A 23,964-nucleotide genomic window follows, 5' to 3' on the forward strand; every position below is an offset into this window, starting at 1 on the left:
TGCCGTATTTCATGAGAGAGGAGCTGCCGAAGAGATTCGGCAGCTCCTTTTAGGATTTCAGTATTCAGGCTTTCCTCAGTTCCCGTATAGTTTATAAAGGGAGAGGAATCACGGAAAGCGCGAAAAGCGAAATAGGATCCGGGCTGGGATGGAAACAATGCTGTGTCAGCCTTTGTCGTCCAGCCGGATCCCCGCGAGCAGGGAGCCAAGGCCGAAGCGCATGGGCTCACTGTCCAGCTTCTCCTTTCCGTCATAGTGTATGAGCTGAAAATCAGGGTCCTTTTCCAGCTTTTCGATGATATATCCGGTATTGATGGAGTCATCCAGGCCGTTATGGGCCTTTCCATCCGGCGTGATCCCGCAGAGAGAGAGCGCCTCCTCCAGGCTTACCTTCCGCCCGAGGCGGTAGCGCTCCCCGAAAATTTTCTGGTAATCCACCCAGCGCTCCTGCTCCATGAAGCGTTCGATCGCCTCCTCCGAAATCTCCTTCAGATCCAGCTCCCGACGAAGCTGAGAGTAGTCACTCCCGCTCCAGGTATAAATCTTATATTCCCCCTTTTCCGAGACTCTCTGCTCAAGCTCCAAAAGCGCCTCCCGGAGCTTTTTGCTCTCCTTCACCTGTCTCCTTTGGATACCGGTGAGATTTGCGATGAAGCGGTCGATCACGCCGTGCTCCGGGTGCACGTAGAGACTGATCTCCTCCATATTCCGGAAGCTCTCGTCCAGGAGCACCGCGCCGATCTGAATGATCTCCATGGGGCAAAGGTAGCCCCTGCTCTGATATTCCCTGGGGACCTTGCACATCTCAAGATCCAGGACCAAATAATTCAAGGCGTTTCCTCTTTTCTTTCCGATCACGCGGCACATTTCTCCGCAGGGAGATCATAGCATTCGAAAACAGGATCTGCAAGGCTCTGCGCCCTCTTTTCCGCTTTCGGGGAAGCCGCAGTCCCTTTTATCCTTTCGTTATGGTAGAATGATTCCTGTGGATGAGCTGAGGAGCTCTGCATAAGAAGAGGAAAGGAAGAGATTGGATATGATACGGGGAAGGATTGAAATCTGGGATCGGGAGAAAAGACAGTGCAAGGCAGTTTCCGAGGGGAGTGAGCCCGGGCTCTTCTATCAGGATTGCTATGAGGAGGGAGACTTTATCCTGCTCAGCGGGCTCGTGCCGGGAAAGGCATACCGGGTCCGGCTGGACGCCTGTCTCGACGAAGTGCTGCTCTATGCCAAAAAGGACAGCTTCCGCTATGAGATTCCCTTCGGGGAGGCGACATCCACATATCCGCCCATGGCCTTCACGAAGGGCTCAGGCCTTTTGTATCTCCGGGAGGCTTCCCCGGAGGAGGATGGCGCCTACAGAAACCTCGCCCTGAATCCTTATGATCAGCATGGGGAGACGGGCATCTTCCCCCATGCCCATGCCAATGTGGAGACCCGAGGAGAAGCGGTATTTGCCGCTAAAAATGCGATAGACGGTGTGAAGCTCTGCCAAGGACACGGAAGGTGGCCGTATCAGTCCTGGGGCATCAACCGAAGAGCAGACGCCGAGTGGCATCTTGAATTTGGGAGGCCGGTGGATCTTCGGGAGCTGGTGCTCTATACCCGTGCGGATTTTCCGCACGACAACTGGTGGGTGAAGGCAAAGCTGAGCTTTTCGGACGGCAGCAGTCTTTCCCTGGATCTGGAGAAGAGAAACGGAGAGGGGCAGCATTTTCCGGTGGACAAAAAGGGAATTCGCTCTCTTTGCCTCCGGGAGCTGATCCCGGCGGATGATCCCAGTCCCTTTCCGGCACTGACGGAGCTGGAGGCGTATGGATATCCCTCCCGCTGAGCGTCCAAACCGGAGCATATTACGGAATAAAGCCCGACCAGGAGAGAGAACAGACGCTGTGCTTCCGTGAGCGGATGAGACGGAACAGGCGCCGTACTTCTATAAGCAGCTATGAGGATAGGAGAGTCTTTCGCTTCCTGTGAAGGGAAAAACTTTTGAAGAGGGAGATGGATAAGGAGAGCACAATGAAACAATCCTCTGAAGTCAGGAGCTGCAGGTCTGCTGCCGGGCCCCGGGGAAATGGTACCGAAAAATGCAAGGCGGAGCAGGCTTCCTTTTCCGTGCGGGATCCGGACTGGGAGCTAAGTCCCTATACCGGATTAAACAGAGAGGGCTGGATTTCAGCAGGGAAGTTTCTCTTAAACGGAATTTTCCGGAATGTTCAGGACCCGAGGGCTCCTCTTCTCATGCCGAGATACGAATATGCAATCAGCTATCCCAATCGAAATACTCCGCCTCACAAGGTGCAGGCGGAGTATTTTGAGGGACTGGCCCGCTCCTTTTTCATTGCGGCCCCGCTTTTAAAGGAGGAGCCGGAGCTTAAGATCGCAGGAATATCGCTTTCGGAGTATTACCGCTCTCAGCTTCTTCGGGCCTGCGATCCGGAGGATCCCGCCTATGTCCTGGATTATGCGGCGATGGAGGCCATGGGGGAGCAGCAAAATCCCTTTCGGGTCTACCAGCAGACGGTGGAGGTCTGTGCCCTCGTGATCTGCCTCTGGGCCTGCCGGGAGCTAATCTGGCAAAGCTACAGCCGCCCGGAAAAGGACCGGATCGCGGCTTTTATCCGGGGCTATGCCGAGGGAAATACCGTCCCCCAGAACTGGCGGCTTTTCAATATGCTTGCCCTCGCATTTCTCGAGCGGGAGGGCTATCCCATCGAGGAAGGCCTCATGCGGGATCATGCACAGGCCGTCTTAAACTATTACGCCGGAGACGGATGGTACCGGGACGGACAGTGCTTTGACTACTATTCGGTCTGGGCCTTCAATGTCTACGCTCCGCTTTGGAATCTCTGGTACGGCTATCGAAAGGAAGCGAAGCTTTCCGCTTATTTCGAAAAGTATGCCAATCAGATGATGGAGAGCCTGCCCGCCTTTTTCGATCGGGACGGATATACCAATATGTGGGGGAGAAGCAATATCTATCGAAATGCCGCGACCAGCGCCTTTGCCGCGAATTTCTTTCTCCGAAATCCTTCGGCGGATCCGGGCCTTTCCCGCCGGATTTCCTCCGGCTCTCTCCTCCAGTTTTTGAGCAGAGAGGATGTGTTTTATCAGGGGATCCCATGCCTTGGCTTCTATCGTTCCTTTCCTCCCCTGATTCAGCCTTATTCCTGTGCCGCGTCCCCTTTCTGGCTGGGAAAGGCCTTCCTCTGCCTCTGCCTTCCGAAGGAGCATCCCTTCTGGACGGAGAGGGAAACGAATGGAGGCTGGGAGAAGCTGAAAAGGGGAGAGAACCGGGAGTACTGCCTTTATGGTCCCGGACTTTGCTGTGTGAATCACGGCAGCAACGGCATGACAGAGCTTCGGACGGGGAAGGTCCTGAAGAAGGCAGGGGACCGGAGCGGGATCTGGAACTACGGGAAGCTTGCCTATAATACGAAGTATCCCTGGGAGGCCGGAAGCGATCCGAGGATCGAAAGCCAGCAGTACACACTGGAGGATCTCAGCTTTTCTTCGGTTTCCACGGCCAACGCCTGCTTCTTTTCGGGGCAGAGGGATGGCGTACTGTACCGGCGGCAGTTTTTTGATTTCTCATCGGAAAAGGAATATCACTGGCTTCAGGGGATCAATCTCGCGGATTTTCCGGTGGCAGAGGGGCTCTTTCGCGCGGATAAGCTCCGGCTTTTCCAAAGGCCGCTTCGGATCCGCCTTGGGGCCTATGGCTTTCCGGATAACGGAACAGAAATCCTGCGAAAGAAAGAGGGGGACTGGCAGGCCCTTATTCTTAAGGGAAGGGACAGCCGGGGAAGAGCAAAGCAGCTTGCCATGAGCATCTTTTTCGGATTTTCCCGACTGGACTATCTTCGGCAGAGGGATTGCAATCCGGATTCCGAGAACTCGATCCTCGTCTACGCGGAAGCGGACTGCCTGAAGCAGTACGGCTATGAGGACTACTTTTGTATTTCCCAGGTACTATGCCGGGACGCTCCGGAGGACTTCAGACCGGAGGAGCTTTTCCCGCTGGAGAGCATCCGCTTCTTTGACCCGGAGAAAAAGGGAGGTTATGGGCCGCTGCTTTTGTCCTTTAAGGACGGGAGGGAAAGGGAAATTGACTTTCTCGGAATAGAGGGACAGATGATGCTCTGAGACCTTATCCCTCCCCTTTTCCCGGAAAATGTTGTATGATAGGCGCGTTGGACCGCTCCGCTTTTCTCCGGGAGAAAGCGCCCGGGGGAGGGGAGCGGAAGGAAAAGGAAGCGCGGAGGACCGGCGTATTGATCTGCGGGGCCTTCGCCGGAAAGGCGGATGAGAGATGAAGAAGATGGAAAGTCACAAATTCTGGGCCATCGCGGCCACGTTTTGTATGCTGATGGCCATGCTGAGCGGCTATCGGCTGATCGGCGGCGGAAAGAAGTAAAGCGGCAGCATGGAACGGAAGCGGAGAAGAACGGAGGATAGGATGAAGACAATACGAAGGGCGGCTCTTTGCCTCTGTCTCGCCTCTTCGCTGCTTTATGCCTGCGGAGGAAAGACGCAGGAGGGAAGCGCGAAGGATGCGGAGCAGAAGAAGGGGAGCAGCGCGGCAGCGGAGGAAAAGGCGGAGTCTGAGAGCGAAAAGCAGGGAAAGGCCGCTTCCGAGATCTCCTTTATGATCCCGGACTGGGGAGTCCCGACGGAGGAGATGCTGAAGGACTTTGAGGAGCAGTCCGGCGTAAAGGTCAATGTGCTCACGACCGGCTGGGACGATATCCGAAACAAGATCTCCACCGCCGCGGCCGGGAAGACAGCGGCGGCGGATGTCTTCGAGGTGGACTGGTCCTGGGTCGGGGAGTTTCAGAAGGCGGGATGGATCGCCCCGATCTCCCTCTCCCAGGAGGATATGGACGATATGGTGAGCGCGAAGACCTTTTCCGTGGACGGGACGCTCTACGCCGTTCCCTATTCCAATGACTACCGGATCGCCTATTATAATAAAAGCATGTTCGACCAGGCAGGGATCAGCGAGCCCCCGAAGACCTGGAAGGAGGTCATCTCCGATGCGAAGCTTTTAAAGGAGAAGGGGATCTGTGAATACCCCGTCTCGAACCCCATGAGCGCGGATGAGAAGTCGACGACGACCTTCCTCTGGCTGGCCTATACCCTGGACGGGAAGGTCTTCAATGAGGACAATACCCTAAACCGCGAGGCGGCGCTGGATGCCCTTAGCATTCTGGATGAGATCAACCGGGAGGGACTGTCCGACCCGGCAAACCGCGCGGTGTCGGAGGCCTTCCCGCGGCTTCGGAACGGAGAGGCGGCATTTATGGTGGGCCCCTCCTCGAATGTGATGGCGGTCAATGATCCCAGAAAATCCAAGGTGGTGGGACAGGTGATCCCCATCCTTCTCCCCGGAAAGGAGGCCCAGGCGGAAGTCACGACGCCCTTTGCGGAGGCTGTGGGAATCTCCCCCTACAGCAAGAATCCGGAGGGGGCCAAAAAGTTCGTGGAATGGTACAGCTCGCCGGAGGTGCAGTATCAGCTCTATGAGGAGATCTCCAATCTGCCCACCAGAACCTCTGTCTTGGAGAAGCTCTTAAAGGATGGAAAGATTCAGAATCCGGGGGCAATGCTGGAGCTCGCGAAGAGGATAGAGAGCCCCTTCCCGAATGGCGTCCCGATCTACTATACGAGGATGAGCACGGAGATCTTCAATACCATAAACCAGATGGCAAATGAAAAGCTGAGCGCGGAGGAAGCTGCGGATCAGCTGGTGGAAAAGGTCAATAAAATTGTAAAAGAAGGATGAAAAAAGAGAATCTGACGCCCTGGCTTCTGCTTTCCCCCTGCCTCCTCATCATGGGAAGCACCGTATTCTACCCGGCGGTCCGCACCTTTCTCTTCAGTATGCAGAGGTACCGGCTGACGGAAAGCTATGACATTCATTTCATCGGACTCGATAATTACCGGAGCATCCTGAGCTCCTCGGAGTTCTGGACCGCGCTTTCAAACAGCGTGTTCGTGCTTTTCTTCGTGCTCCTGATCGCCTTCCCCGTCAGCATGCTGACGGGGCTTCTCCTGAACCGGAAATCTCCTCTGAATTCCGTCCTGACGGCAGCGGCAATCATCCCGTGGGCTCTGCCGCCGCTCGTGAACGGAATTCTTTGGAGATTCATCTTTTACCCCGGCTATGGTCTTGCGAACCGGATCCTCCTCGGGCTTGGCCTGATCTCAGCCCCCTTTCCATGGACGGAGAATCGTTTCTCGGCGCTCCTTCTCGCGGCCCTGGTCGTGGCCTGGCGGGTGATTCCCTTTGGCAGTATCCTGGTTCTTTCTTCTCTTCAGGCGATTCCGACAGAGCTCTATGAGGCGGCCAGGGTGGACGGCAGCAGCCGCTTTCAGGAGTACTGGGCGATCAGCTTTCCCCTGCTCCTCCCGACCTTCCCCATCCTTTTTCTTCAGATCAGCATGGCGGGCATCAATGTCTTCGACGAGCTCCTGGCGCTCTCCGGAGACCGCTATGAGCTCTCGACCCTTCTGGTCTACCATTACCGGATGAGCTTTCGCTTTCTGGATCTGGGGCTTGGCTCCGCCATCAGCTATCTCATCCTGCTTTCCTCCGGGCTTCTCGGCTATTTCTATATCAAAAGGATCGGAAAGGAGCGAAGCCGATGAAGGAGAAATGGAGTGAGCGGCTCTTCTATTATGTCTTTTCCCTTCTCTTCCTCCTCTTTTCGCTGGGCCCCATTCTCTGGTGCTTCCTTTTAAGCCTGACAGAGGAGTATGAGCTTTTTCACAGGGGAGGCGGACTGCTTCCGCCGTCCCTCTATCTCGGAAACTACCGAGAGCTTCTGGACCATTCTCAAAGGGCGGGACAAATCCTCCTTCAGGGCATCGGAAATTCGGTTTTTTTGTCCCTTCTTTGCATTTTTATCGGGATTTTCGCGGCTCTTCCCGCCTCCTATGCCTTCTCCCGCTATGAGTTTCGGGGCAGGATTTTCGTCCTGAGGCTTCTCGTGCTCACGACGGTCATCCCGGCCTTCGCCACATTGATCCCGCTCTATGCTGTCTTCTCCAAGCTGGGGCTTTTGGATAAAAGGATCTGGGCGGCCATCGTCTATGTCTCCTCCTTCCTGCCTTTGATCACCTGGATCATGATGAACTACTTCAGCGCGATACCGGATGAGCTCTACGACGCGGCGAGGGTGGACGGCTGTACGGAGAGGCAGCTCTTTTTCCGCGTGATTCTGCCTCTTTCCGGACCGATCCTTCTTACGGTGTCCCTTATGCTCTTTCTCATGAGCTGGGGCCAGTTTCAGATCCCCCTGATTCTCATATCCTCTCCGGAGAAGCGGGTGCTGACGCTTGTGCTGTCGGATTTCATGGGGAGGAATGATGTGAGCTACGGCCTGATCTGCGCCTCCGGAATCCTCTCTCTTCTGATCCCCGCGCTGCTCGCCGTTCTCTTTCGGAATTTCCTGCTCTCCGGTCTCATGCAGGGCTCGGTGAAGGGCTGAATGAGAGGGAGAGGGCAGAAAGGAGTGCACTTCCTATGAATGAGTTTGACTATTCCATCGTCCGGGACCCGGAGATCTTTGCAGAAAATCGCCTCCCGGCGCATTCGGATCACCTCTGTTTTTCCAATGCCGCGGAGAGGGAGAGCGGGATTTCCTCCTTTCGGGAGTCCCTGAACGGAATCTGGTATTTTCACTATGCGAGAAATTACGGGGAGACGGTGCCCGGCTTCTTTCGGATGGATTATGACGCAAGGCGCTGGGAGGAGATCCGGGTCCCGGGGCATATCCAGCTGGAGGGCTATGGCAGGCCCGGCTATGTGAATACGCAGTACCCCTGGGACGGGAGGGAGGAGATCGATCCGGGGATGATCCCGGAGGACTTTAATCCGGTGGGAAGCTATGTGAAATACTTTTCGGTCCCGGAGAGGATGCGGGGGAAGCGCCTCTATCTCTCCTTTCAAGGCGTGGAATCCGCCTTCTCGCTCTGGCTGAACGGGAGCTTTGTCGGCTATTCCGAGGACAGCTTTACGCCCTCTGAGTTCGAGCTCACGCCCTTCCTCCTTCCGGATCGGGAGAACAAGCTCTCCGTGCAGGTCTTTCAGTGGAGCGCGGGGAGCTGGCTGGAGGATCAGGACTTCTTCCGCTTCTCCGGGATCTTTCGAGATGTCTACCTCTTCATAGAGCCAAAGCTCCATGTCCGGGATCTTTCGATCACGGCGGAGCCGGAGGAAGACTTAGAGAGCGCTTCCTTAAAGGTCCGCCTTCTTCTGAACGAAAAGAAAGGGAGGATTCGCTGGGGGCTCCGCTTCCTGGGGGAGGAAATCCTAGGAGGAGAGCTCTGCCTCCCATTGGATTCTGCGGAGGAGAGCTTTGGAAACGGGAGCTCCTTTCCCCTTTCCTTTTCCGGGAGGATCGAGAAGCCGCATTTATGGAGCGCGGAGAAGCCGAATCTCTATGAGCTTCAGCTGGAGCTCTTTGATGAGGAGGGAGCGCTCTCCGAGCTGATTTCCGAGCATGTGGGGGTGAGGAGATTCAAGCTAAAGGACGGCCTTATGTGTCTTAACGGGAGGCGCATCGTCTTTTTCGGAGTAAACCGGCACGAGTTCTCCTCGGACAGGGGAAGGGCCGTGCGGGAGGAGGATGTGAGGAGGGATCTCCTTCTCATGAAGCGAAACAATATCAATGCGGTCCGGACCAGTCATTATCCGAATGCCTCCCTTCTCTACCGGCTCTGCGATGAGCTCGGACTCTATCTCATCGCGGAAAACAATATGGAGAGCCACGGGGTCTGGCTCATGGTGCAAAAGGGGCAGAAGAGGGCGGAGGATGCCATACCGGGGGACCGGATGGAGTACCTTCCGATGATGCTGGACCGGGTGAATTCCTGCTATCAGCGGGACAAGAATCATAGCTCCATCCTGATCTGGTCGATCGGAAATGAATCCTACGGAGGAGAGATCCCGAAGAGGATGACGGACTTTTTTCATGAAAAGGACAGGACTCGCCTCGTGCATTACGAGGGAGTTGCGCACGACCGGCGCTATCCGGATACGACGGACATGGAGTCGCAGATGTATATCCCGGTCTCAAGGATCGAGGACTTTCTGAAAGAGCACAGGGAGAAGCCGTTTTTGCTCTGTGAATATACGCATTCCATGGGAAATTCCAACGGGGGGATGCAGAAGTACACGGAGCTTTCGGACCGGGAGATGCGCTTTCAGGGGGGCTTTATCTGGGATTTCATCGACCAGTCTCTCCGCTCGAAAAACCGCTACGGGGAGGAGTACCAGGCCTATGGCGGGGACTTTCTGGAGCGCCCCACGGACTTTGACTTCAGCGGAAACGGAATTCTCGACGGAAACCGAAGGCCCTACGAAAAGATGCAGGAGGTGAAATTCTGCTATCAGGGCCTCTCGATCCGGATATGCCAAAGGGAGCGGAGCGTTTGGATCAAAAACCGCTTCCTCTTTACGGATGCCTCGGAATTTGACTGCCTTCTTATTCTGGAGCGAGAGGGGAGGAGAATCCGGGAGGAGAGTCTTTCTCTTTTTCTCCCCCCGCTCTCTGAGCGGAAGTATGCGCTCCCGGATCTCCCCGAGCTTCCGGCGGGAGAATATGCGATTACGCTCTCCTTTCGCCTCCGGGAGGACAGGTCCTATGCGAAAAGAGGATATGAGATTGCCTTCGGACAGACGGTCTTCCGGATAGAAAAAGCCAGCGCTCTTCCCCCGGCGGGAGGAGCGGGAGGGAGAGAAAAAAGCGGCGGGGAAGCATTCGATGCGGCAGCTGACCTTTCCTCCGGCTTCGGCCTTCGGTCCCGGCGGCTTTTTACGAGAGACGGGGAGGAAAGCCCGGGAGAAGCGGACTTTTGCGGGAGCTTTTCCTTTCCGGACAACTACAGCGCGGCAAAGAGCGGAGGACTCGGAAGGAGAGGGATTCGGCTGATCCGGGGCTCCTGCAATATCGGGATCCGGGGGGAGCACTTCGACCTCCTTTTCTCCCTCCTTAAGGGAGGACTTGTATCCTACCGCTATGCGGGGAGGGAGCTTCTGGAGCGCCTTCCCAGACCGAATTTCTGGAGAGCCCCGATCAGCAACGATCTCGGCAATCAGATGCCGCTTCGCTGCGGGATCTGGAAGCTCGCAAGCCTCTACCAGACGGCAAGACCCCTGGAGACGGATCCTCATTCCCCGGGATCAGAGGACTTTCTCCGCTACCCGATCCTCTCAGAGACCGAGGACTGTATCGAGCTGAAATGGAAGCATTACCTGCCCGGGACGCTGGGGACGCCGCTCTATCTTTCCTACCGGGTCTTTCCGGACGGGAGAGTCCGCGTCATCCTGGATTATCCGGGAAACGCGCTGCTCCCGCCCATGCCGGAGTTCGGCTACCTCCTTATCCTGAATGCGGACTTTAAGCGGCTCCGCTATTATGGGATGGGCCCCGGGGAAAACTACTGCGACAGGAGGAGCGGAGCGCGGCTTGGCATCTATGAGAGGGAAATCGCGCAGCTCAGGGAGCCCTACCTCGTTCCGCAGGAGAGCGGGAACCGATGCGCGGTCCGCTGGGCGGAGATCACGGATGAGAGAGGGAGAGGGCTCCGGCTCTCCGGGGCGGATTTCCGTCCCTGCGTGCCGGAGGATCCCTATATGGCGGAGCCGGGCAGCATGGAGCTCTCTGCATCGAACTATACGCCGGAGCAGCTGGAGGAGGCTCTTCACGCGCACGAGCTCCCGCGCCCTCAGTTCACGGTTCTCCGCGCGAATCTAAAGCAAATGGGAGTGGGAGGAGATGACAGCTGGGGGGCCCGCACCCACGAGGAGTATCTCCTTCCAAACGACCGGGCGCTTCAGTTCGCCTTTGACTTTAAGGGGATTTAAGCTTTCTTCCTCTTGGGGAAAGACGGATGGATTCATGACGCCTGTGCCATAGGCGTGTGCCTCAAAAGACACTCTCGTTCGGGGCTCCACGCAGCGGTACTAAATTCACACTTCGTTGCACTCGTGTTCATTAAGTGCCGGCGTTCCGCACGCTTTTGCGGCATCACGCCCGTTGGCACGGAATTGTCCCGATGGAATCCGCGTTTCCTTAGTTCACAGCACGCTGCTCCCTGTCGCCCTATATTCATATTCACACAGGGACTCCTGCTCCTTCCGGCAGAAGCTGTATTCGAATAAAATTGCTTGATCCGGAGGCGGGAAAAGGATAAAGTGACAGCAGATTTCATCGGGGCCGTAAATGAAAGAGCAGAGCAGTCGAAATTTGTCTGCCGTAAGATGGATTTAGACAGGAATACGGCAGACCTTCCGGAAGGAGAAAAGCAAATGAGGGGGAGAAAAAGCATCCTGTCCGTTGTCTTGTTCTCTGCACTGGCGGTACTTTTGTTTCCGATTTTTTCTATTTCGATTAACGACGCGGATGAACTCGACTTTTTATTATCGGAATGGGATAAGGTCTGTATGGGAGAGGCAGATGCAAAGGATTGGAAAGATTATGTCCATGTTGTCTTGGAAGAAACGACTGCTTCGGAGAAGAGAAGCGGAAAAACGGGGAAGAAGGCCGGGCTGAAATCTCGTTACTCCTGGGAAAAGCCTCTGATGAAGCAAAATGTAGAGAGGTTGTCCGAGAAAAATTACAAGAAGACAGGGGATGTGATAAATGATCTAAGTGAGCGGACTGTGACGATCCCGGAGGGAGAAAATCAGCTGATTGACCGGTTTACAAAGACCTGCCTGGACAGCTATCTGACCAAGGAAATGCCGGATCTGGGAGTATACTATGATCTCTCCAATGAAGTCCGGAAAGAGAACCGGCTTTTAATCGAAGCATTCGTCTATGATTATGCTCTGACCGAATCCCATGCTGTAAGTTCCTATGATCGAGACTTTTTTATCGGAAAGGTCACGCCGCGCGCCGAGGGAGTTGACGAAGTTATTTTTTATCTGGTGGATGTTCTTCACACAGATAACGGAGACGAGGACAGCGGAACATGGTTTGTGGCGGATATAGGGCTGACAGAGGAGGGCTATAAATTCCTGAATCTTTGGAGGGATGGCGGCGAATTTGAAATGATGCAGACCTGGCTGAAGGATGATTTCCTGAATAGGAAGATTCCATTAGAGCGGGAATCACTGAAAATCTATCTGCAAAATCGTGTTATGGAAGCAGAGAAGTCCTATCGGTCGACCCAGCCCTATGTTGATTCAGACAGATGAGCCTTCGGATAAGGCGGCCAATGATGGTTCTCTCAGTGCGGCAGAAAGCAGATAATACCGGGGATTCCAAAAAATTTGTGGTGTTTATACTTGGCATGATCCGAGATGCTTCGAAGGAATTGCGTGAAAACCAGAATAAAACTGACGGCCTAAATGTCGTAGTAAATGTCGTGATAAATGTCGCAATAAATGAGAATAAAGTGTTGTCAAGCAGCAGAAAAACATTGTGCACATCGTTTCTGCCTTTTTTCCAGAAGGCAATTCGGCAGCTGCGGCTTTCGAATTAGAGCTTCCGTCGAACGCAGCGCTTTTGCTTTCAGAAAAACGGCAGCCAACAGCTGCCGTTTTTCTCATGGATGTTCAAGGACGAGTATTTTCCGGATTTCATCAGTGTCCCGGACGGGGCACGGAAAATATAAGTTTTCTCGGGAAAGGATAAAAAAGTCCCTGCCGGGCCGCAGCTGGCGCAGGATAAAAATCAGAAAAAGCTCAGTCCTCGCGGGAGGAGGCGTTTCTTCTCTGCCGCTCTCTTCGATAGCCCTGGACCGCTCTTGGCATGGTGTCCATCAGTGTCAGGGCGGTGGCGTAGAGCATGATCAATGTGGCCAGAAGGCCCTTCTTCGAAAAAAGATAACAAAATAAAATCACAAAGAAAAAACTGTCGTCGTCTCTCACTTGAGCTGTCCTCCATTCTAATCTGAGCCGGAGCTTGTCATCGCTTTCTCAGGCGTTTCTCCATGGGCTTTAATGTCGTAATCATAGCATTATTCCTTTTTTCTGTCAAAAATCAAGAAATAACAGAAAATATGTTTACAGAATACATGTTCTGTGATACAGTGATTTCAGGAAGGAAAGGCGGAAAACATCCGGCGGTGGAGCCTGGGAGGTCAGGAGTATGGGGGAATCCTTTTGCCCGTGGGAGCGCTGCTATCTCGCGATCGATCTGAAATCTTTTTTTGCGTCGGTGGAGTGCGTGAGCCGGGGACTGGACCCGCTCAGGACCAATCTCGTCGTCGCGGATCGTTCCCGGACGGAGAAGACGATCTGCCTTGCGGTGACACCGGCCCTTAAGCAGCTGGGAATCCCCGGAAGGCCCCGTCTTTTCGAGGTGGCCGCCCGCGTGAAGGAGAAGAATTATGAGAGAAGGCGGAGGGCGCCGGGGGCAAAGCTTTGCGGCTCCTCCTGCTTTTTGGAGGAGCTTTCCGAAGATCCCGCGCTCTCTATCGATTATATCGTCGCAAGGCCCCGGATGTCTCTTTACATGAAGTACAGCACGGAGATCTACAAAATTTATCTTCGCTTTGTCTCGGAAAAGGATATCCATGTCTACTCGATCGATGAGGTTTTCATCGATATCACGGATTATCTTCCGACCTATCGGGTCGGAGCGCATGCGCTTGCGATCCGGATGATCCGGGAGGTGCTCAGAGAGAGCGGAATCACGGCGACCTGCGGCATCGGGCCGAATCTGTATCTTGCGAAGATTGCGATGGATATCGTCGCAAAGCACGCGGCAGCGGATCAGGACGGTGTGCGGATCGCGGAACTGGACCTTCGCTCCTATCGGGAAAAGCTCTGGAACCACCGCCCGCTCACGGATTTTTGGAGGCTTGGGAGGGGGATGCAGAGGCAGCTGGAGAAGCAGAACCTCCTCACGATGGGGGACATCGCCCGCTGCGCTCTCAGAGAGGAGGGCTGCCAGAGCGCGGAGCTTCTCTACCGCCTTTTCGGGGTCAATGCGGAGCTTCTCATCGATCATGCCTTCGGGGAGGAGAGCTGCACGATTTCGGAGATTCAGTCCTATCGTCCGGAAAAAAACAGCCTCGGAAACGGCCAGGTGCTGCATACGCCCTATCCCTTCGAAAAGGCGAGGCTTATCGTGCGGGAGATGACGGACCTTCTGGCCTTGGAGCTCCTGGAAAAGAGGCTGGTCACGGGCCTGATCTCTCTGAATATCGGCTTTGACATCGAAAACCTCCCAAGGGGGGTATCCGGAGGGAGCTACTGCGGGAGCGTCGAGCGGGATCACTATGGGAGAGCCGTCCCGAAGCCTGTGCACGGGAGCAGAAGGCTCCCCTTCCGGACCTCCTCAGCACGGCTGATCACGGAGGCCATGATGGAGCTCTACGACAGCATCGCGGATCCCCGCCTCCTTGTGCGGAGGATCTATCTCTGCGCTGAAGAGGCGGTGCCGGAGCAGGAGGCGGGAGGAGAGTGTGAGAGCTACGGGCAGCTTGACCTTTTCACGGACTATGAAAAGCTGGAGAAGGAGAAAAGAGAGCGGGAGGAAAGGCTCGGGAAGGAGAGAAGAGCGCAGGAGGCCATCCTTTCTCTGAAAAGGCGCTTTGGGAAGAACGCGGTTCTCCGCGGCATGAATCTCGAGGAGGGCGGAACCGCCAGAGAGAGAAATGCCGAAATCGGCGGACACAGGAGCGGAGAGGAGGAGATGAAGCAGCGCCCGGAGCTCGGCACTCTCGTGGGGAAAGACAGCATGCAAAGTGCGGCAGAGGGGAGGAGCATTTCTTCTCTCCGAAGAGGAGGGAAGGGGATTTTTCCGGACTTTCCTTTAGACAGGGGGGAAGAGAGAGAGGAGGATAAAGAGAATAGAAGGAATAGGGGAAATTCGGGGAATGCAGAGAATACAGAAGGAGCAGAGAATACAGAAGGAAGAGAGAAAAAAGCGGAAGGAGAGAGAAGAGAATGTATCGAAAAATACGGAGAAATCCTGGATGCAGATCGTCCTCTTCTTCCGGCTTATCCCAGGATGAGCCTCCATAAGCGCGCCTCTCAGTTCTCTCCCTTCGCTGCCCTCACGGGCTATGCCGCCGCGGTCTCGGAGAGCGCGAGGCGGACCGAGCAAAGGCCGGAGCTCTCCGAGGATCAGAAGGAGGAGCTCGATCGGGAATTTAGAAAGCTTTCGGCGGAGCTGGACAGGGGAGAAAGTCCGAGGATCGCGCTCCGCTTCTTCCTGCCGGATGAGCGGAAGGACGGGGGCAGCACGCAGTTTTACCGGGGGAGTCTTTCTAAGATCGACCGGCATAAGCGGCTTCTCCGCTTTTCGGACGGAATGGAGATTTCGATCCCGGAGATCACGGCACTCGGACTGGAGCAAGCTTGAATCGCCCCGTTGGAGTTAAACTCAGCCCAGAGAATGGATGAACTGTCTCGCTGTCCTCCCCGTGCGCCCGCCCCTTTGCACCGACCAGGCCCTCGCCTTTTGGAGAAGCTCCTCTCTTTCCATCTTAAGCCCCTCCCTCCCCGCGAGAAGGAGCACAATCCTCTGATAGTCTTCGAAGCTCGGCTCCTGAAAGAGGATATTCAGGCCGAAGCGGTCCGAGAGGGAGAGCTTTTCCTCCATGGTATCGGAGTGGTGCAGCTCCTCCTGATCCACCATATCCTTCCGGTCCGAGAGAAACTCCCGCACGAGATGTCTCCTGTTGGAGGTCGCATAGATCAGGATATTGTCGGGTCTCGCCTCGATTCCGCCCTCGATCAAAGACTTCAGGTACTTATATTCTGTCTCTGACTCCTCGAAGGAGAGATCATCCAGAAAGAGAAGGAAGCGGTAATTCCGATTCCGCAGGATTTCGTTCAGCCAGAGGAGCTCCCGGAGCTGCTGCTTATAGATCTCAATCAGCCGAAGCCCCTTTTCCTGAAAATGATGGAGCAGCGCCCGGATCATGGTGGATTTCCCGGTTCCGGCATCCCCGTAGAGGAGGACATTGTTGCAGGGCCTTCCCTGAAGGAAGGCCTCCGTGTTCTCACAGAGCAGCTTCTTCTGCGCCTCATAGCCCAGGAGTGAATCGAAATCCACCGGGTCCAGCGCCTTGATCGGGACGAGCTCCCTCTCCTTTTCCGTGCCCTCGATGCGGAAAGCTCGGTGGAGCGCGAAGCTCCCGCTTCCAAAGCGGCGGTAGAATTCCGAGATCGCACGCTGTATGCCCAGGGGATTTCCCGCTCTCATCAGGGAGCGCTCGAGCGCCGAGATCGTGAGGGATGCCTCCCGGAGGCTGTGAACAGTCCTTTTTCCCGCTGCCTGATAGTTTCGGAGGAGGGAGAAGGAGGTAGAGCCCAGAAACTGATCCAGCGGGGAGAGATCGTAATGCAGAAGCTCATAGAGCGCGGAGCAGTCCTGGAGCGAGAGAAGGGAGGCGGAGCCCTCCGGAATCCCGAGACCTTCGCTGAGGAGTGAGAGGGGATTTTCATCCGCTGCGATCAAATAGGCGATATAGGAGGCGTAAAGATCCCCCTCAAAGCCGTAGTCCGCCGAAAGACGGAGGATTTCGTGGAGAGTGACGTGAAGATCCTGCCGGATATCATCGTGGTCATAGCGGTCCACCGTTCCGTCCTCATTTTCCATCTCATAATCATAGCCCGGCTCCGAGAGCGCTTCTAAGGCTGCGGAAAGTCCCATGAGCACCGGATCGACGGAAAGTCTGCTGAAAAAGATCAGTCTGGATAAAAGAGCCTTCATAGTAATATAGTAATTCAGGGCGAAGCCCTGTCCTTTCTTTTTTGTCCTTTCTTTTTATTGAATTTTAGCGCGGGAGAGGCGGCTGTGTCAAAGGCTTCCATTTATAAAGCGGCTATGGCTTCCATAGCGGGAAGATATGGGAGAGCCGCCTTGACAAGGGCTTTTTGCTGTGGGATAATGCAGAAATCACGGAGGGAGAGTATGCGGGATATGAGGGATTCGACATATTTTTGGAGCGTCACGATGATTCTTTCCGGCATTATTGTAGCTTGCAATGATGCTGTTTCGCGTGACGCTATCCGGGGGAATTAAGATAAAGGGATCTTCGGCCCCGCAGCGAAACGCTGCGGGGCCGTTTTAGTGTTCAGACTGCTGAGACCTGCAAAGCAAGGGAAGTATTGCAAAGCGAAAAACCGCCCGCCTTGCGGGGAATGCAAATTGAAATTTTCAGAGTGTTCAGGGAGAAGTTTTCGGGAGAGGATAAGATGAGATTGAGCGGAGCCGGGATTTTGATTGAGGAGCTGATTTCACAGGGGGTCGATACGATTTTCGGATATCCGGGAGGCGCGGTCCTGACTATTTACGATGAGCTGTATCGCTCCAGGGATCGGATCCGCCATGTCATCACCGCCCACGAGCAGGGTGCCTGCCATGCGGCGGACGGCTATGCGAGAGCCAGCGGGAAGACGGGGGTTGTGCTCGCAACAAGCGGGCCGGGGGCGACGAATCTCGTGACAGGGATCGCAAATGCCTATCTGGATTCGGTTCCCCTTCTGGCGATCACGGGAAATGTCTCTGTGGATGCGCTCGGGCGGGACAGCTTCCAGGAGGTCGACATCGTGGGCATCACACAGCCGGTCGTGAAGCACAGCTTCATGGTGAGGGATGTGACAGAGCTGGAGCAGACGATCAAGGAAGCCTTTCTGATCGCGAATTCGGGGAGGAAGGGTCCGGTTCTGATCGACATCCCGAAGGATGTTCAGACGGGAAGCTGCGAGTATGGCATCGCGGTCGTCCCCAGAATGCCGGAAAAGCCGAAGCTTCCCTATGATAAAGAGGCGGTCCTCGCGGCGCTCTCCGGGGCGGAGAGGCCTTTCCTCTACTGCGGAGGCGGCGTGATCTCCTCCGGGGCAGAGGAGGAGATCCTCTCCCTCTCAAAGCGGATCGACGCTCCGATCGGCTTAAGCATGATGGGGCGAAGCGCGGTGCCGGACTCCTACAGCTATAATCTCGGCATGTGCGGCATGCATGGAAATTTCGCGGCCTCCAAGGCACAATCCGAGTGCGATCTCCTGCTCGCGGCCGGTGTTCGCTTCTCCGATCGGGCCACCGGAGATATCTCGGAATATACGAAGAACCGAACGATCATCCACATTGACATCGACAAGGCGGAGATCGGGAAGAATGTGCGCCCCGGTCTCTCCCTCCAGGGAGATGTGAAGGAGATCCTTCAGGACCTTCTCCGGGATCTCCCGGAGAAAAAGCATCCGGATTGGAGGAGGAGGGTCGAGGGCTTCCGGGAGTGGCATCCGCGGGAGAGGAAGGGGGAGTTCTGCCCGGAAAATATCATCCGGGCGCTTCGGAGGCACACAGAGGATGAGACCATCATCGCGACCGATGTGGGACAGCATCAGATCTGGACGATGCAGTACTATGCCTTCGAAAGGCCGAGGACACTGCTCAGCTCCGGGGGACTCGGGACGATGGGCTACGGACTCGGCGCGGCGGTCGGAGGCTGCATCGCCTCCGGGGGAAGGAGAACCGTTCTCATCACCTCGGAGGGGTCCTTTGGCATGAATCTGAACGAGCTGTGCACCGTCGTCTCCCAGAAGCTTCCGATCACGGTCCTCATCTTGGACAATCAGGTGCTCGGCATGGTGCGGCAGTGGCAGGGGATGTTCTACGGGAAGCGCTATTCCGAGACCACGCTGGATCAGAGGCGGACGGATTTCGCGGCTCTGGCCCGGGCCTTCGGAGCGAAGGGATACTCCGTATCCGATCTGGAGGGTCTGGAGGAGGCGCTTAAGGAGATGGACGGAAATGAGGAGGATGCGATCCTGATCGACTGCCATATCGACAGGGATGAGCAGGTCCTTCCCATGATTCCGCCGGGGAAGTCGATCCGGGATATCATCCTGCCTCTGCCCGCCGGGGAGGAGGAGCCCTTGGAAGAAGCTCTTTCGGAGGAGGAAAAATGAACCGTTTCACCATCGATCTCTGGGTCAACAACCGCTTTGGCGTCCTGAACCGGATCACCGGGCTCTATGCAAAGCGCGGCTACAATATCGAATCGATCCACGCGGGCCCCACCGAGGTGAGTGGAGTTACGAAGATCGAGATCGTATCCACGGGGGACGATTATATGAGGACGCAGGTCCTCTCTCAGCTGGAAAAGCTCTATGATGTCAGAAAGGTGGAGCTTTCCTTCGAGGAAGCGATCGGATAAGGCCCTGCCGCCGCGTTATCCCTGCCCGCTCCGGGGAGGAGCGGCCGGGAACGGCCCTTGTCCCGGCCTCGGATAGCAAGGAAGGCATGCGGATCGATGAAGGCATGCGGATCAAAGCATGCGGATCGCTTTCTGTGATGCGTAATTTTGCGGGCGCGGGAACACATTGCTGCCCGGGACAGCGGGAGAGCGGAGCGTTTCAGCCTGAGGAACGCCGCTCCCATAGAGGATAGATCGACGCTTTCCCGGACAGGTATCGGCTTTATGCCAAGAGCTCTGCCCCATGAAGGGGCAGAGGAATCCGCGATTTGGTTCGCGGGAGAAAGGAGAAGGAAATGGCTGTGATGTACTATGAGAAGGACTGTGATCTCAATCTTCTGAAGGGGAAGAAGGTGGCCGTTATCGGCTACGGCTCCCAGGGGCATGCGCATGCCCTGAATCTCAGAGACAGCGGCGTGGATGTTGTGATCGGACTTTATGAGGGCTCAAAAAGCGCGGTGAAGGCGAAGGAGGACGGCTTTTCCGTTCTCCCCGTGGCCGAGGCGGTCCGGCAGTCCGACATCATCATGATCCTTGTAAACGATGAGAAGCAGGCGGCCCTTTACCGCTCCGAGATTGCGCCGAATCTTTCGGCGGGGAAGACTCTGGCCTTTGCGCACGGCTTTAATATCCACTTTCACTGCATTCTTCCCCCGGAGGATGTCAATGTCATCATGATCGCGCCGAAGGGGCCGGGACATACGGTTCGGTCTCAATACGTGGACGGAAAGGGCGTTCCCTGCCTGGTTGCGGCGGAGCAGGACCCCTCCGGAAATTCCATGGATCTCGCGAAGGCCTATGCCGCGGCGATCGGCGGAGCGAGGGGAGGGCTTCTGGAGACCAGCTTCCGGGAGGAGACGGAGACGGATCTCTTCGGGGAGCAGGCGGTTCTTTGCGGCGGCGTCTGCGCTTTGATGGAGGCGGGCTTCCAGACTCTGGTGGAGGCGGGATATAAGCCGGAGAATGCCTACTTCGAATGCATCCATGAGATGAAGCTGATCGTGGACCTGATCTTCAACGCGGGCTTTGAGGGGATGCGCTATTCCATCTCCGATACGGCGGAGTACGGGGATTATACGGCGGGCCCGAAGATCATCGGGGAGGAGAGCAGGGCGGCTATGAAAAAGATCCTCTCCGATATCCAGGACGGCAGCTTCGCGAAGGACTGGATCCTGGAGAATCAGGCCGGGAGGCCGCATTTCTTTGCGATGCGGGAGGCCCATGCGGAGAGTCCCGCGTCAAAGACCGGGAGAGAGCTCCGCGCGAAGATGGGCTGGAAGCAGGTCCGGGATCTTGACAACGCAAGATAGGATTAGGAGAGAGGGCAGAATGGAGACGGGAGCCGGAGGGGAGAAGATGGAGCTGACACTGGACAGGGTATATCAGGCGGCGCATGTGCTGAAGCCGCTCGTAAAGAGGACAGAGCTGGTACGGGCGGCCGGGATCGAAACAGACTGCGAGCTCTATCTGAAGACGGAGAATCTGCAAAACACCGGCTCCTTTAAAATCCGCGGCGCCTGCTACCGGATCTCGACTCTGACGGAAGAGGAGAGAAGGAGGGGCGTCGTAGCCTGCTCGGCCGGAAATCACGCGCAGGGCGTCGCCCTCGCCGCTTCCCGCTCCGGCACGAAGTCGACCATCTTCCTCCCGGCGGTCGCCCCAATATCCAAGGTGGAGGCGACGAGAGCCTACGGGGCGGAGGTGAGGATGATCGACGGCGTCTACGATGACGCCTATGAGGCGGCGCTCCGCTATCAGAAGGAGAGCGGAGCCGTCTTTATTCACCCCTTCAACGATATCGATGTGATCGCGGGGCAGGGGACGATCGGGATGGAGATCTGTGAGCAGCTCATGGATGCGGAGGCCGTCGTCGTCCCGGTCGGTGGAGGCGGCCTCATCTCCGGTGTCTCCTTCGTCGTAAAGAAGCTGAATCCCGCCTGCAAAGTCTATGGAGTACAGGCCTCCGGTGCGGCCTCCATGCTGAAATCCCGGAGGGATCACGCGCTGGAGAGCCTCAGCGAGGTCCACACCTTTGCGGATGGGATCGCGGTGAAGAAGCCGGGCTCCGTGACCTTCGACATGGTGGAAGAATACGTGGATGAGCTGGTCACGGTGACGGATGATGAGACAGCGGCGGCGATCCTCACGCTCATGGAGCGGCAGAAGGTGGTCTCCGAGGGCGCGGGCGCGGTCTCCGTCGCGGCGGTGCTCTTTCATAAGGTCCCGGTGGAGGGGAAGAAGACGGTCTGCATCATCTCCGGCGGGAATATCGATGTGAATATCCTCTCCCGCGTCATCACAAGGGGACTGATGAAGACCGGGCGGAAGGCGAGCCTCACGCTGGAGCTTCTGGATAAGCCGGGGCAGCTCGAGGAGGTTTCCCGCATCATCGCGGAGAAGGGCGCCAATGTGACGAGGGTGGACCACAACAGCACGGCGGAGGACAGCGATATCAACGGCTGCTATCTGACCATGCAGATGGAGACGAGGGATTTCCGCCATGTGGAGGAGATCCGGAGAGAATTTTCGGAGAGGGGCTTTCGCCTCGTGCAGTAGGCAGCGGAGAGGAGAGTTTATGACGGGCGCTGATGCGATGGTGAAATGCCTGGAGCTCGAGAGAGTGGAATATGTCTTCGGCTATCCGGGGGTGGCGATCTGTCCCTTCTACGACAGTATCCTGAAGACAGAGATCCGGACGGTGCTGGTCCGAACGGAGCAGAGCGCGGCGCATGCGGCGAACGGCTATGCCAGAATCAGCGGGAGGGCCGGGGTCGCGGCGGTGACGAGCGGGCCGGGTGCGACCAATGTCATAACGGGGATCGCCACGGCATTTGCGGACAGCATCCCGATCGTCGTGATCACGGGACAGGTGGACAGCCAGCTCCTGGGCTCCGATGTCTTTCAGGAGGCCGACATCTCCGGGGCCTGCGAGTCCTTTGTGAAGTACAGCTATATCGTCCGGAATGCGGAGGAGATTCCGAGGATCATGAGGGAGGCCTTCTACCTCGCAAATTCCGGGCGGAAGGGGCCGGTCCTCATCGATGTCCCGGTCGATGTCCAGAAGGCGGAGCTAAAGAGCTTCTCCTATCCGAGAGAGCATAGGATGCGGACCTACCGCCCGACCGTCGAGGGAAACATGGTCCAGATCAAAAAGGTCTTCCATCGCCTCCGGGAGGCGAAGCGCCCGATCCTCTGTGTCGGCGGCGGGATCTTCCTCGCCGGGGCAGCTCAGAAGCTCCGGGCCTTTGCGAAGAAGCAGGGCTTGCCGGTGGTCTCTACGATGATGGGGATCGGCGCGATGGAGAGCTCGGATCCGCTCTATTTCGGCATGGTCGGGAACAATGGAAAAAGCTGCGGGAACCGCGCCATGAACGAGGCGGATATGATCATCATGGCAGGCGCCAGGGCGGCGGACCGCTCGATCAGCCAGCCGGACCTCATCACGGAGAATAAGACCTTCGTCCACATCGACGTGGATCCCGCGGAGATCGGGAAGAATGCCGGGCCGGAGATCCCTCTCGTCGGGGATCTCTCCAGTGTCTTCGATAAATTCCTGGAGCAGGAGGGAGGGGAGGGCTATGGAGACTGGCTCAGCCTGCTCTCGGATTACCGGAGGGAGGAAGAGGAGAGGGAGGAGGAGCGCCTTCAGGAAAGGCTCCGCCTCTCCGATCTCCCCTCTCCGGAGCTTCTTCTCCGGGAGCTCTCTCTGAAAATGCGGGAGGACGGGATCTATATCGCAGATGTCGGGCAGAACCAGCTTTGGTCCTGCGGAAGCTATAGGATGAGAGGGGGGAGGTTTCTGACCTCCGGCGGCATGGGGACGATGGGCTATTCCATCCCGGCCTCTATCGGCGCAAAGCTCGCAGCCCCGAAAAGACAGGTCGTCTCGGTGATCGGGGACGGGGGCTTTCAGATGTGCATGATGGAGCTTGCGACACTTCGACAGTACGGCATCGCGGTGAAGATTTTGGTCTTAAAGAATCAGACACTCGGACTTGTGCGGCAGTACCAGCATTTCGTCCTGGGAGACCGCTATTCCATGACGGAGCTCGGATCGGATCCGGAGCTTTCGAAGCTCTCGGAGGCCTATCATCTCCGCTACCTTTCTATTCGAAAAAACGAAGAGATTTCCGAGAAGCTCTCGGACTTTCTCAGGGGAGAGGACTCCGCTCTCCTGGAATGTGTGATTGATCCGGATGAGGTGGTCCGATGAAAAGGATATATTCTGTACTGGTGGAGAACCGCGCCGGAGTGCTCTCCAGAGTCGCGGGGCTCTTCTGGAGGCGCTGTTTCAACATTGATTCCCTCGCGGTCGGAGAGACGGAGGACCGCACGGTCTCCAACATGGTCATCGTCTCGAGCGGGGAGGAGCGGACGCTCGAGCAGATCGAGAAGCAGCTGAACAAAAAGATCGATATCATCAAGGTCCGGACCTTCTCGGAGAGCGAGGGGATCTGCCGGGAACTTCTCCTGGTAAAGATCCGATACAATCGGGAAAACCGGAAGGATATCATGGAAAACTGCGAGATCATGGGAGCCCGGATCGTGGATCTCGGGAAGCAGGCGATGACGATCCAGATCTGCGACACACCGGAGCGGATCGAGATGTTTCTCGACACTTTAAAGACCGTGAGCATCGTGGAGATCGCCCGCACCGGGACACTGGCCATGCTGAAGATCCGGGAGCAGCGCCGCTAGGGAGGATGCATCCGGCCTCCCCTGCGGTCTGCCGCGGTTTTTATGGGGGTCTTGCTTTCTCGCGGAATAGCTGTCATAATGGAAGGCGGCTCAGTGACA

Annotated in this window: 19 protein-coding genes; 16 read left to right on the plus strand and 3 right to left on the minus strand. The window is 56.4% G+C overall.

Annotated features, from left to right (window positions below; genetic code table 11):
- Positions 1-165 precede the first annotated feature (165 nt).
- Positions 166-831, minus strand: a complete 666-nt coding sequence (locus HMPREF1986_RS00355) for a 3'-5' exonuclease (protein WP_036598583.1) — start codon at positions 829-831, stop codon at positions 166-168.
- A gap of 205 nt (positions 832-1,036) precedes the next feature.
- Here HMPREF1986_RS00355 and HMPREF1986_RS00360 point away from each other — a divergent pair, with 205 nt between their 5' ends.
- The 9 genes from HMPREF1986_RS00360 (at position 1,037) to HMPREF1986_RS00390 (ending at position 12,208) form a co-directional block, all read left to right on the plus strand.
- Positions 1,037-1,834, plus strand: coding sequence for a DUF7402 domain-containing protein (locus HMPREF1986_RS00360; RefSeq protein ID WP_021772720.1), 798 nt, complete (start codon positions 1,037-1,039; stop codon positions 1,832-1,834).
- 185 nt (positions 1,835-2,019) lie between these two features.
- Complete coding sequence (locus HMPREF1986_RS00365; protein ID WP_242837336.1) at positions 2,020-4,146, plus strand: DUF2264 domain-containing protein; 2,127 nt, start codon at positions 2,020-2,022, stop codon at positions 4,144-4,146.
- A gap of 35 nt (positions 4,147-4,181) precedes the next feature.
- Positions 4,182-4,316: a hypothetical protein gene (locus HMPREF1986_RS13625; RefSeq protein ID WP_021772722.1), complete on the plus strand. Its 135-nt coding sequence runs from the start codon at positions 4,182-4,184 to the stop codon at positions 4,314-4,316.
- Positions 4,313-4,417, plus strand: coding sequence for a DUF6219 family protein (locus HMPREF1986_RS13440; protein ID WP_242651625.1), 105 nt, complete (start codon positions 4,313-4,315; stop codon positions 4,415-4,417). Before HMPREF1986_RS13625 ends, HMPREF1986_RS13440 begins: the two co-directional genes overlap by 4 nt.
- A gap of 42 nt (positions 4,418-4,459) precedes the next feature.
- Positions 4,460-5,785, plus strand: coding sequence for an ABC transporter substrate-binding protein (locus HMPREF1986_RS00370; RefSeq protein ID WP_242837337.1), 1,326 nt, complete (start codon positions 4,460-4,462; stop codon positions 5,783-5,785).
- The gene (locus HMPREF1986_RS00375) at positions 5,782-6,651 is read left to right on the plus strand and encodes a carbohydrate ABC transporter permease (protein ID WP_021772724.1); all 870 of its coding nucleotides are present in this window, start codon (positions 5,782-5,784) and stop codon (positions 6,649-6,651) included. The genes HMPREF1986_RS00370 and HMPREF1986_RS00375 overlap by 4 nt, the downstream gene beginning before the upstream one ends.
- The gene (locus HMPREF1986_RS00380) at positions 6,648-7,493 is read left to right on the plus strand and encodes a carbohydrate ABC transporter permease (protein WP_021772725.1); all 846 of its coding nucleotides are present in this window, start codon (positions 6,648-6,650) and stop codon (positions 7,491-7,493) included. Before HMPREF1986_RS00375 ends, HMPREF1986_RS00380 begins: the two co-directional genes overlap by 4 nt.
- A gap of 35 nt (positions 7,494-7,528) precedes the next feature.
- Positions 7,529-10,873: a glycoside hydrolase family 2 TIM barrel-domain containing protein gene (locus HMPREF1986_RS00385; protein WP_021772726.1), complete on the plus strand. Its 3,345-nt coding sequence runs from the start codon at positions 7,529-7,531 to the stop codon at positions 10,871-10,873.
- A 444-nt stretch (positions 10,874-11,317) separates the two neighbouring features.
- Positions 11,318-12,208 (plus strand): hypothetical protein, encoded by an 891-nt coding sequence (locus HMPREF1986_RS00390; RefSeq protein ID WP_155978738.1) that lies wholly within the window; start codon positions 11,318-11,320, stop codon positions 12,206-12,208.
- Between the two features lie 489 nt (positions 12,209-12,697).
- Here the strand turns inward: HMPREF1986_RS00390 and HMPREF1986_RS00400 are convergent, their stop codons facing one another.
- The gene (locus tag HMPREF1986_RS00400; RefSeq protein ID WP_009214546.1) at positions 12,698-12,883 is read right to left on the minus strand and encodes a hypothetical protein; all 186 of its coding nucleotides are present in this window, start codon (positions 12,881-12,883) and stop codon (positions 12,698-12,700) included.
- Between the two features lie 220 nt (positions 12,884-13,103).
- On the opposite strand from HMPREF1986_RS00400, the gene HMPREF1986_RS00405 reads away from it, so the two are divergent.
- Positions 13,104-15,326 (plus strand): Y-family DNA polymerase, encoded by a 2,223-nt coding sequence (locus HMPREF1986_RS00405; protein ID WP_021772731.1) that lies wholly within the window; start codon positions 13,104-13,106, stop codon positions 15,324-15,326.
- Positions 15,327-15,347: 21 nt separating this feature from the next.
- Here the strand turns inward: HMPREF1986_RS00405 and HMPREF1986_RS00410 are convergent, their stop codons facing one another.
- Positions 15,348-16,682 (minus strand): ATP-binding protein, encoded by a 1,335-nt coding sequence (locus HMPREF1986_RS00410; protein WP_009214549.1) that lies wholly within the window; start codon positions 16,680-16,682, stop codon positions 15,348-15,350.
- Positions 16,683-17,167: 485 nt separating this feature from the next.
- On the opposite strand from HMPREF1986_RS00410, the gene ilvB (HMPREF1986_RS00415) reads away from it, so the two are divergent.
- The 6 genes from ilvB (HMPREF1986_RS00415) to ilvN (HMPREF1986_RS00440) all read left to right on the plus strand — a co-directional run bounded on the left by ilvB (HMPREF1986_RS00415) (position 17,168) and on the right by ilvN (HMPREF1986_RS00440) (position 23,865).
- Positions 17,168-18,880 carry a biosynthetic-type acetolactate synthase large subunit gene (gene ilvB / locus HMPREF1986_RS00415; protein ID WP_051273828.1) on the plus strand — a complete coding sequence of 571 codons (1,713 nt, stop codon included), beginning with the start codon at positions 17,168-17,170 and terminating at the stop codon, positions 18,878-18,880.
- Complete coding sequence (gene ilvN, locus HMPREF1986_RS00420) at positions 18,877-19,128, plus strand: acetolactate synthase small subunit (protein WP_021772734.1); 252 nt, start codon at positions 18,877-18,879, stop codon at positions 19,126-19,128. The genes ilvB (HMPREF1986_RS00415) and ilvN (HMPREF1986_RS00420) overlap by 4 nt, the downstream gene beginning before the upstream one ends.
- A 335-nt stretch (positions 19,129-19,463) precedes the next feature.
- Positions 19,464-20,477, plus strand: coding sequence for a ketol-acid reductoisomerase (ilvC, locus tag HMPREF1986_RS00425; protein ID WP_021772736.1), 1,014 nt, complete (start codon positions 19,464-19,466; stop codon positions 20,475-20,477).
- Positions 20,478-20,496: 19 nt separating this feature from the next.
- Entirely contained in the window at positions 20,497-21,723 is a 1,227-nt protein-coding gene (ilvA, locus tag HMPREF1986_RS00430; RefSeq protein ID WP_021772737.1) for a threonine ammonia-lyase, read from the plus strand.
- Between the two features lie 19 nt (positions 21,724-21,742).
- Positions 21,743-23,380 (plus strand): biosynthetic-type acetolactate synthase large subunit, encoded by a 1,638-nt coding sequence (ilvB, locus tag HMPREF1986_RS00435; RefSeq protein WP_021772738.1) that lies wholly within the window; start codon positions 21,743-21,745, stop codon positions 23,378-23,380.
- Entirely contained in the window at positions 23,377-23,865 is a 489-nt protein-coding gene (ilvN, locus tag HMPREF1986_RS00440) for an acetolactate synthase small subunit (RefSeq protein WP_009214557.1), read from the plus strand. The genes ilvB (HMPREF1986_RS00435) and ilvN (HMPREF1986_RS00440) overlap by 4 nt, the downstream gene beginning before the upstream one ends.
- The last annotated feature ends 99 nt before the right edge of the window (positions 23,866-23,964 follow it).

The sequence above is a fragment of the Oribacterium sp. oral taxon 078 str. F0263 genome (assembly GCF_000469565.1).
In the GTDB taxonomy this organism is placed as follows: Bacteria; Bacillota; Clostridia; order Lachnospirales; family Lachnospiraceae; genus Oribacterium.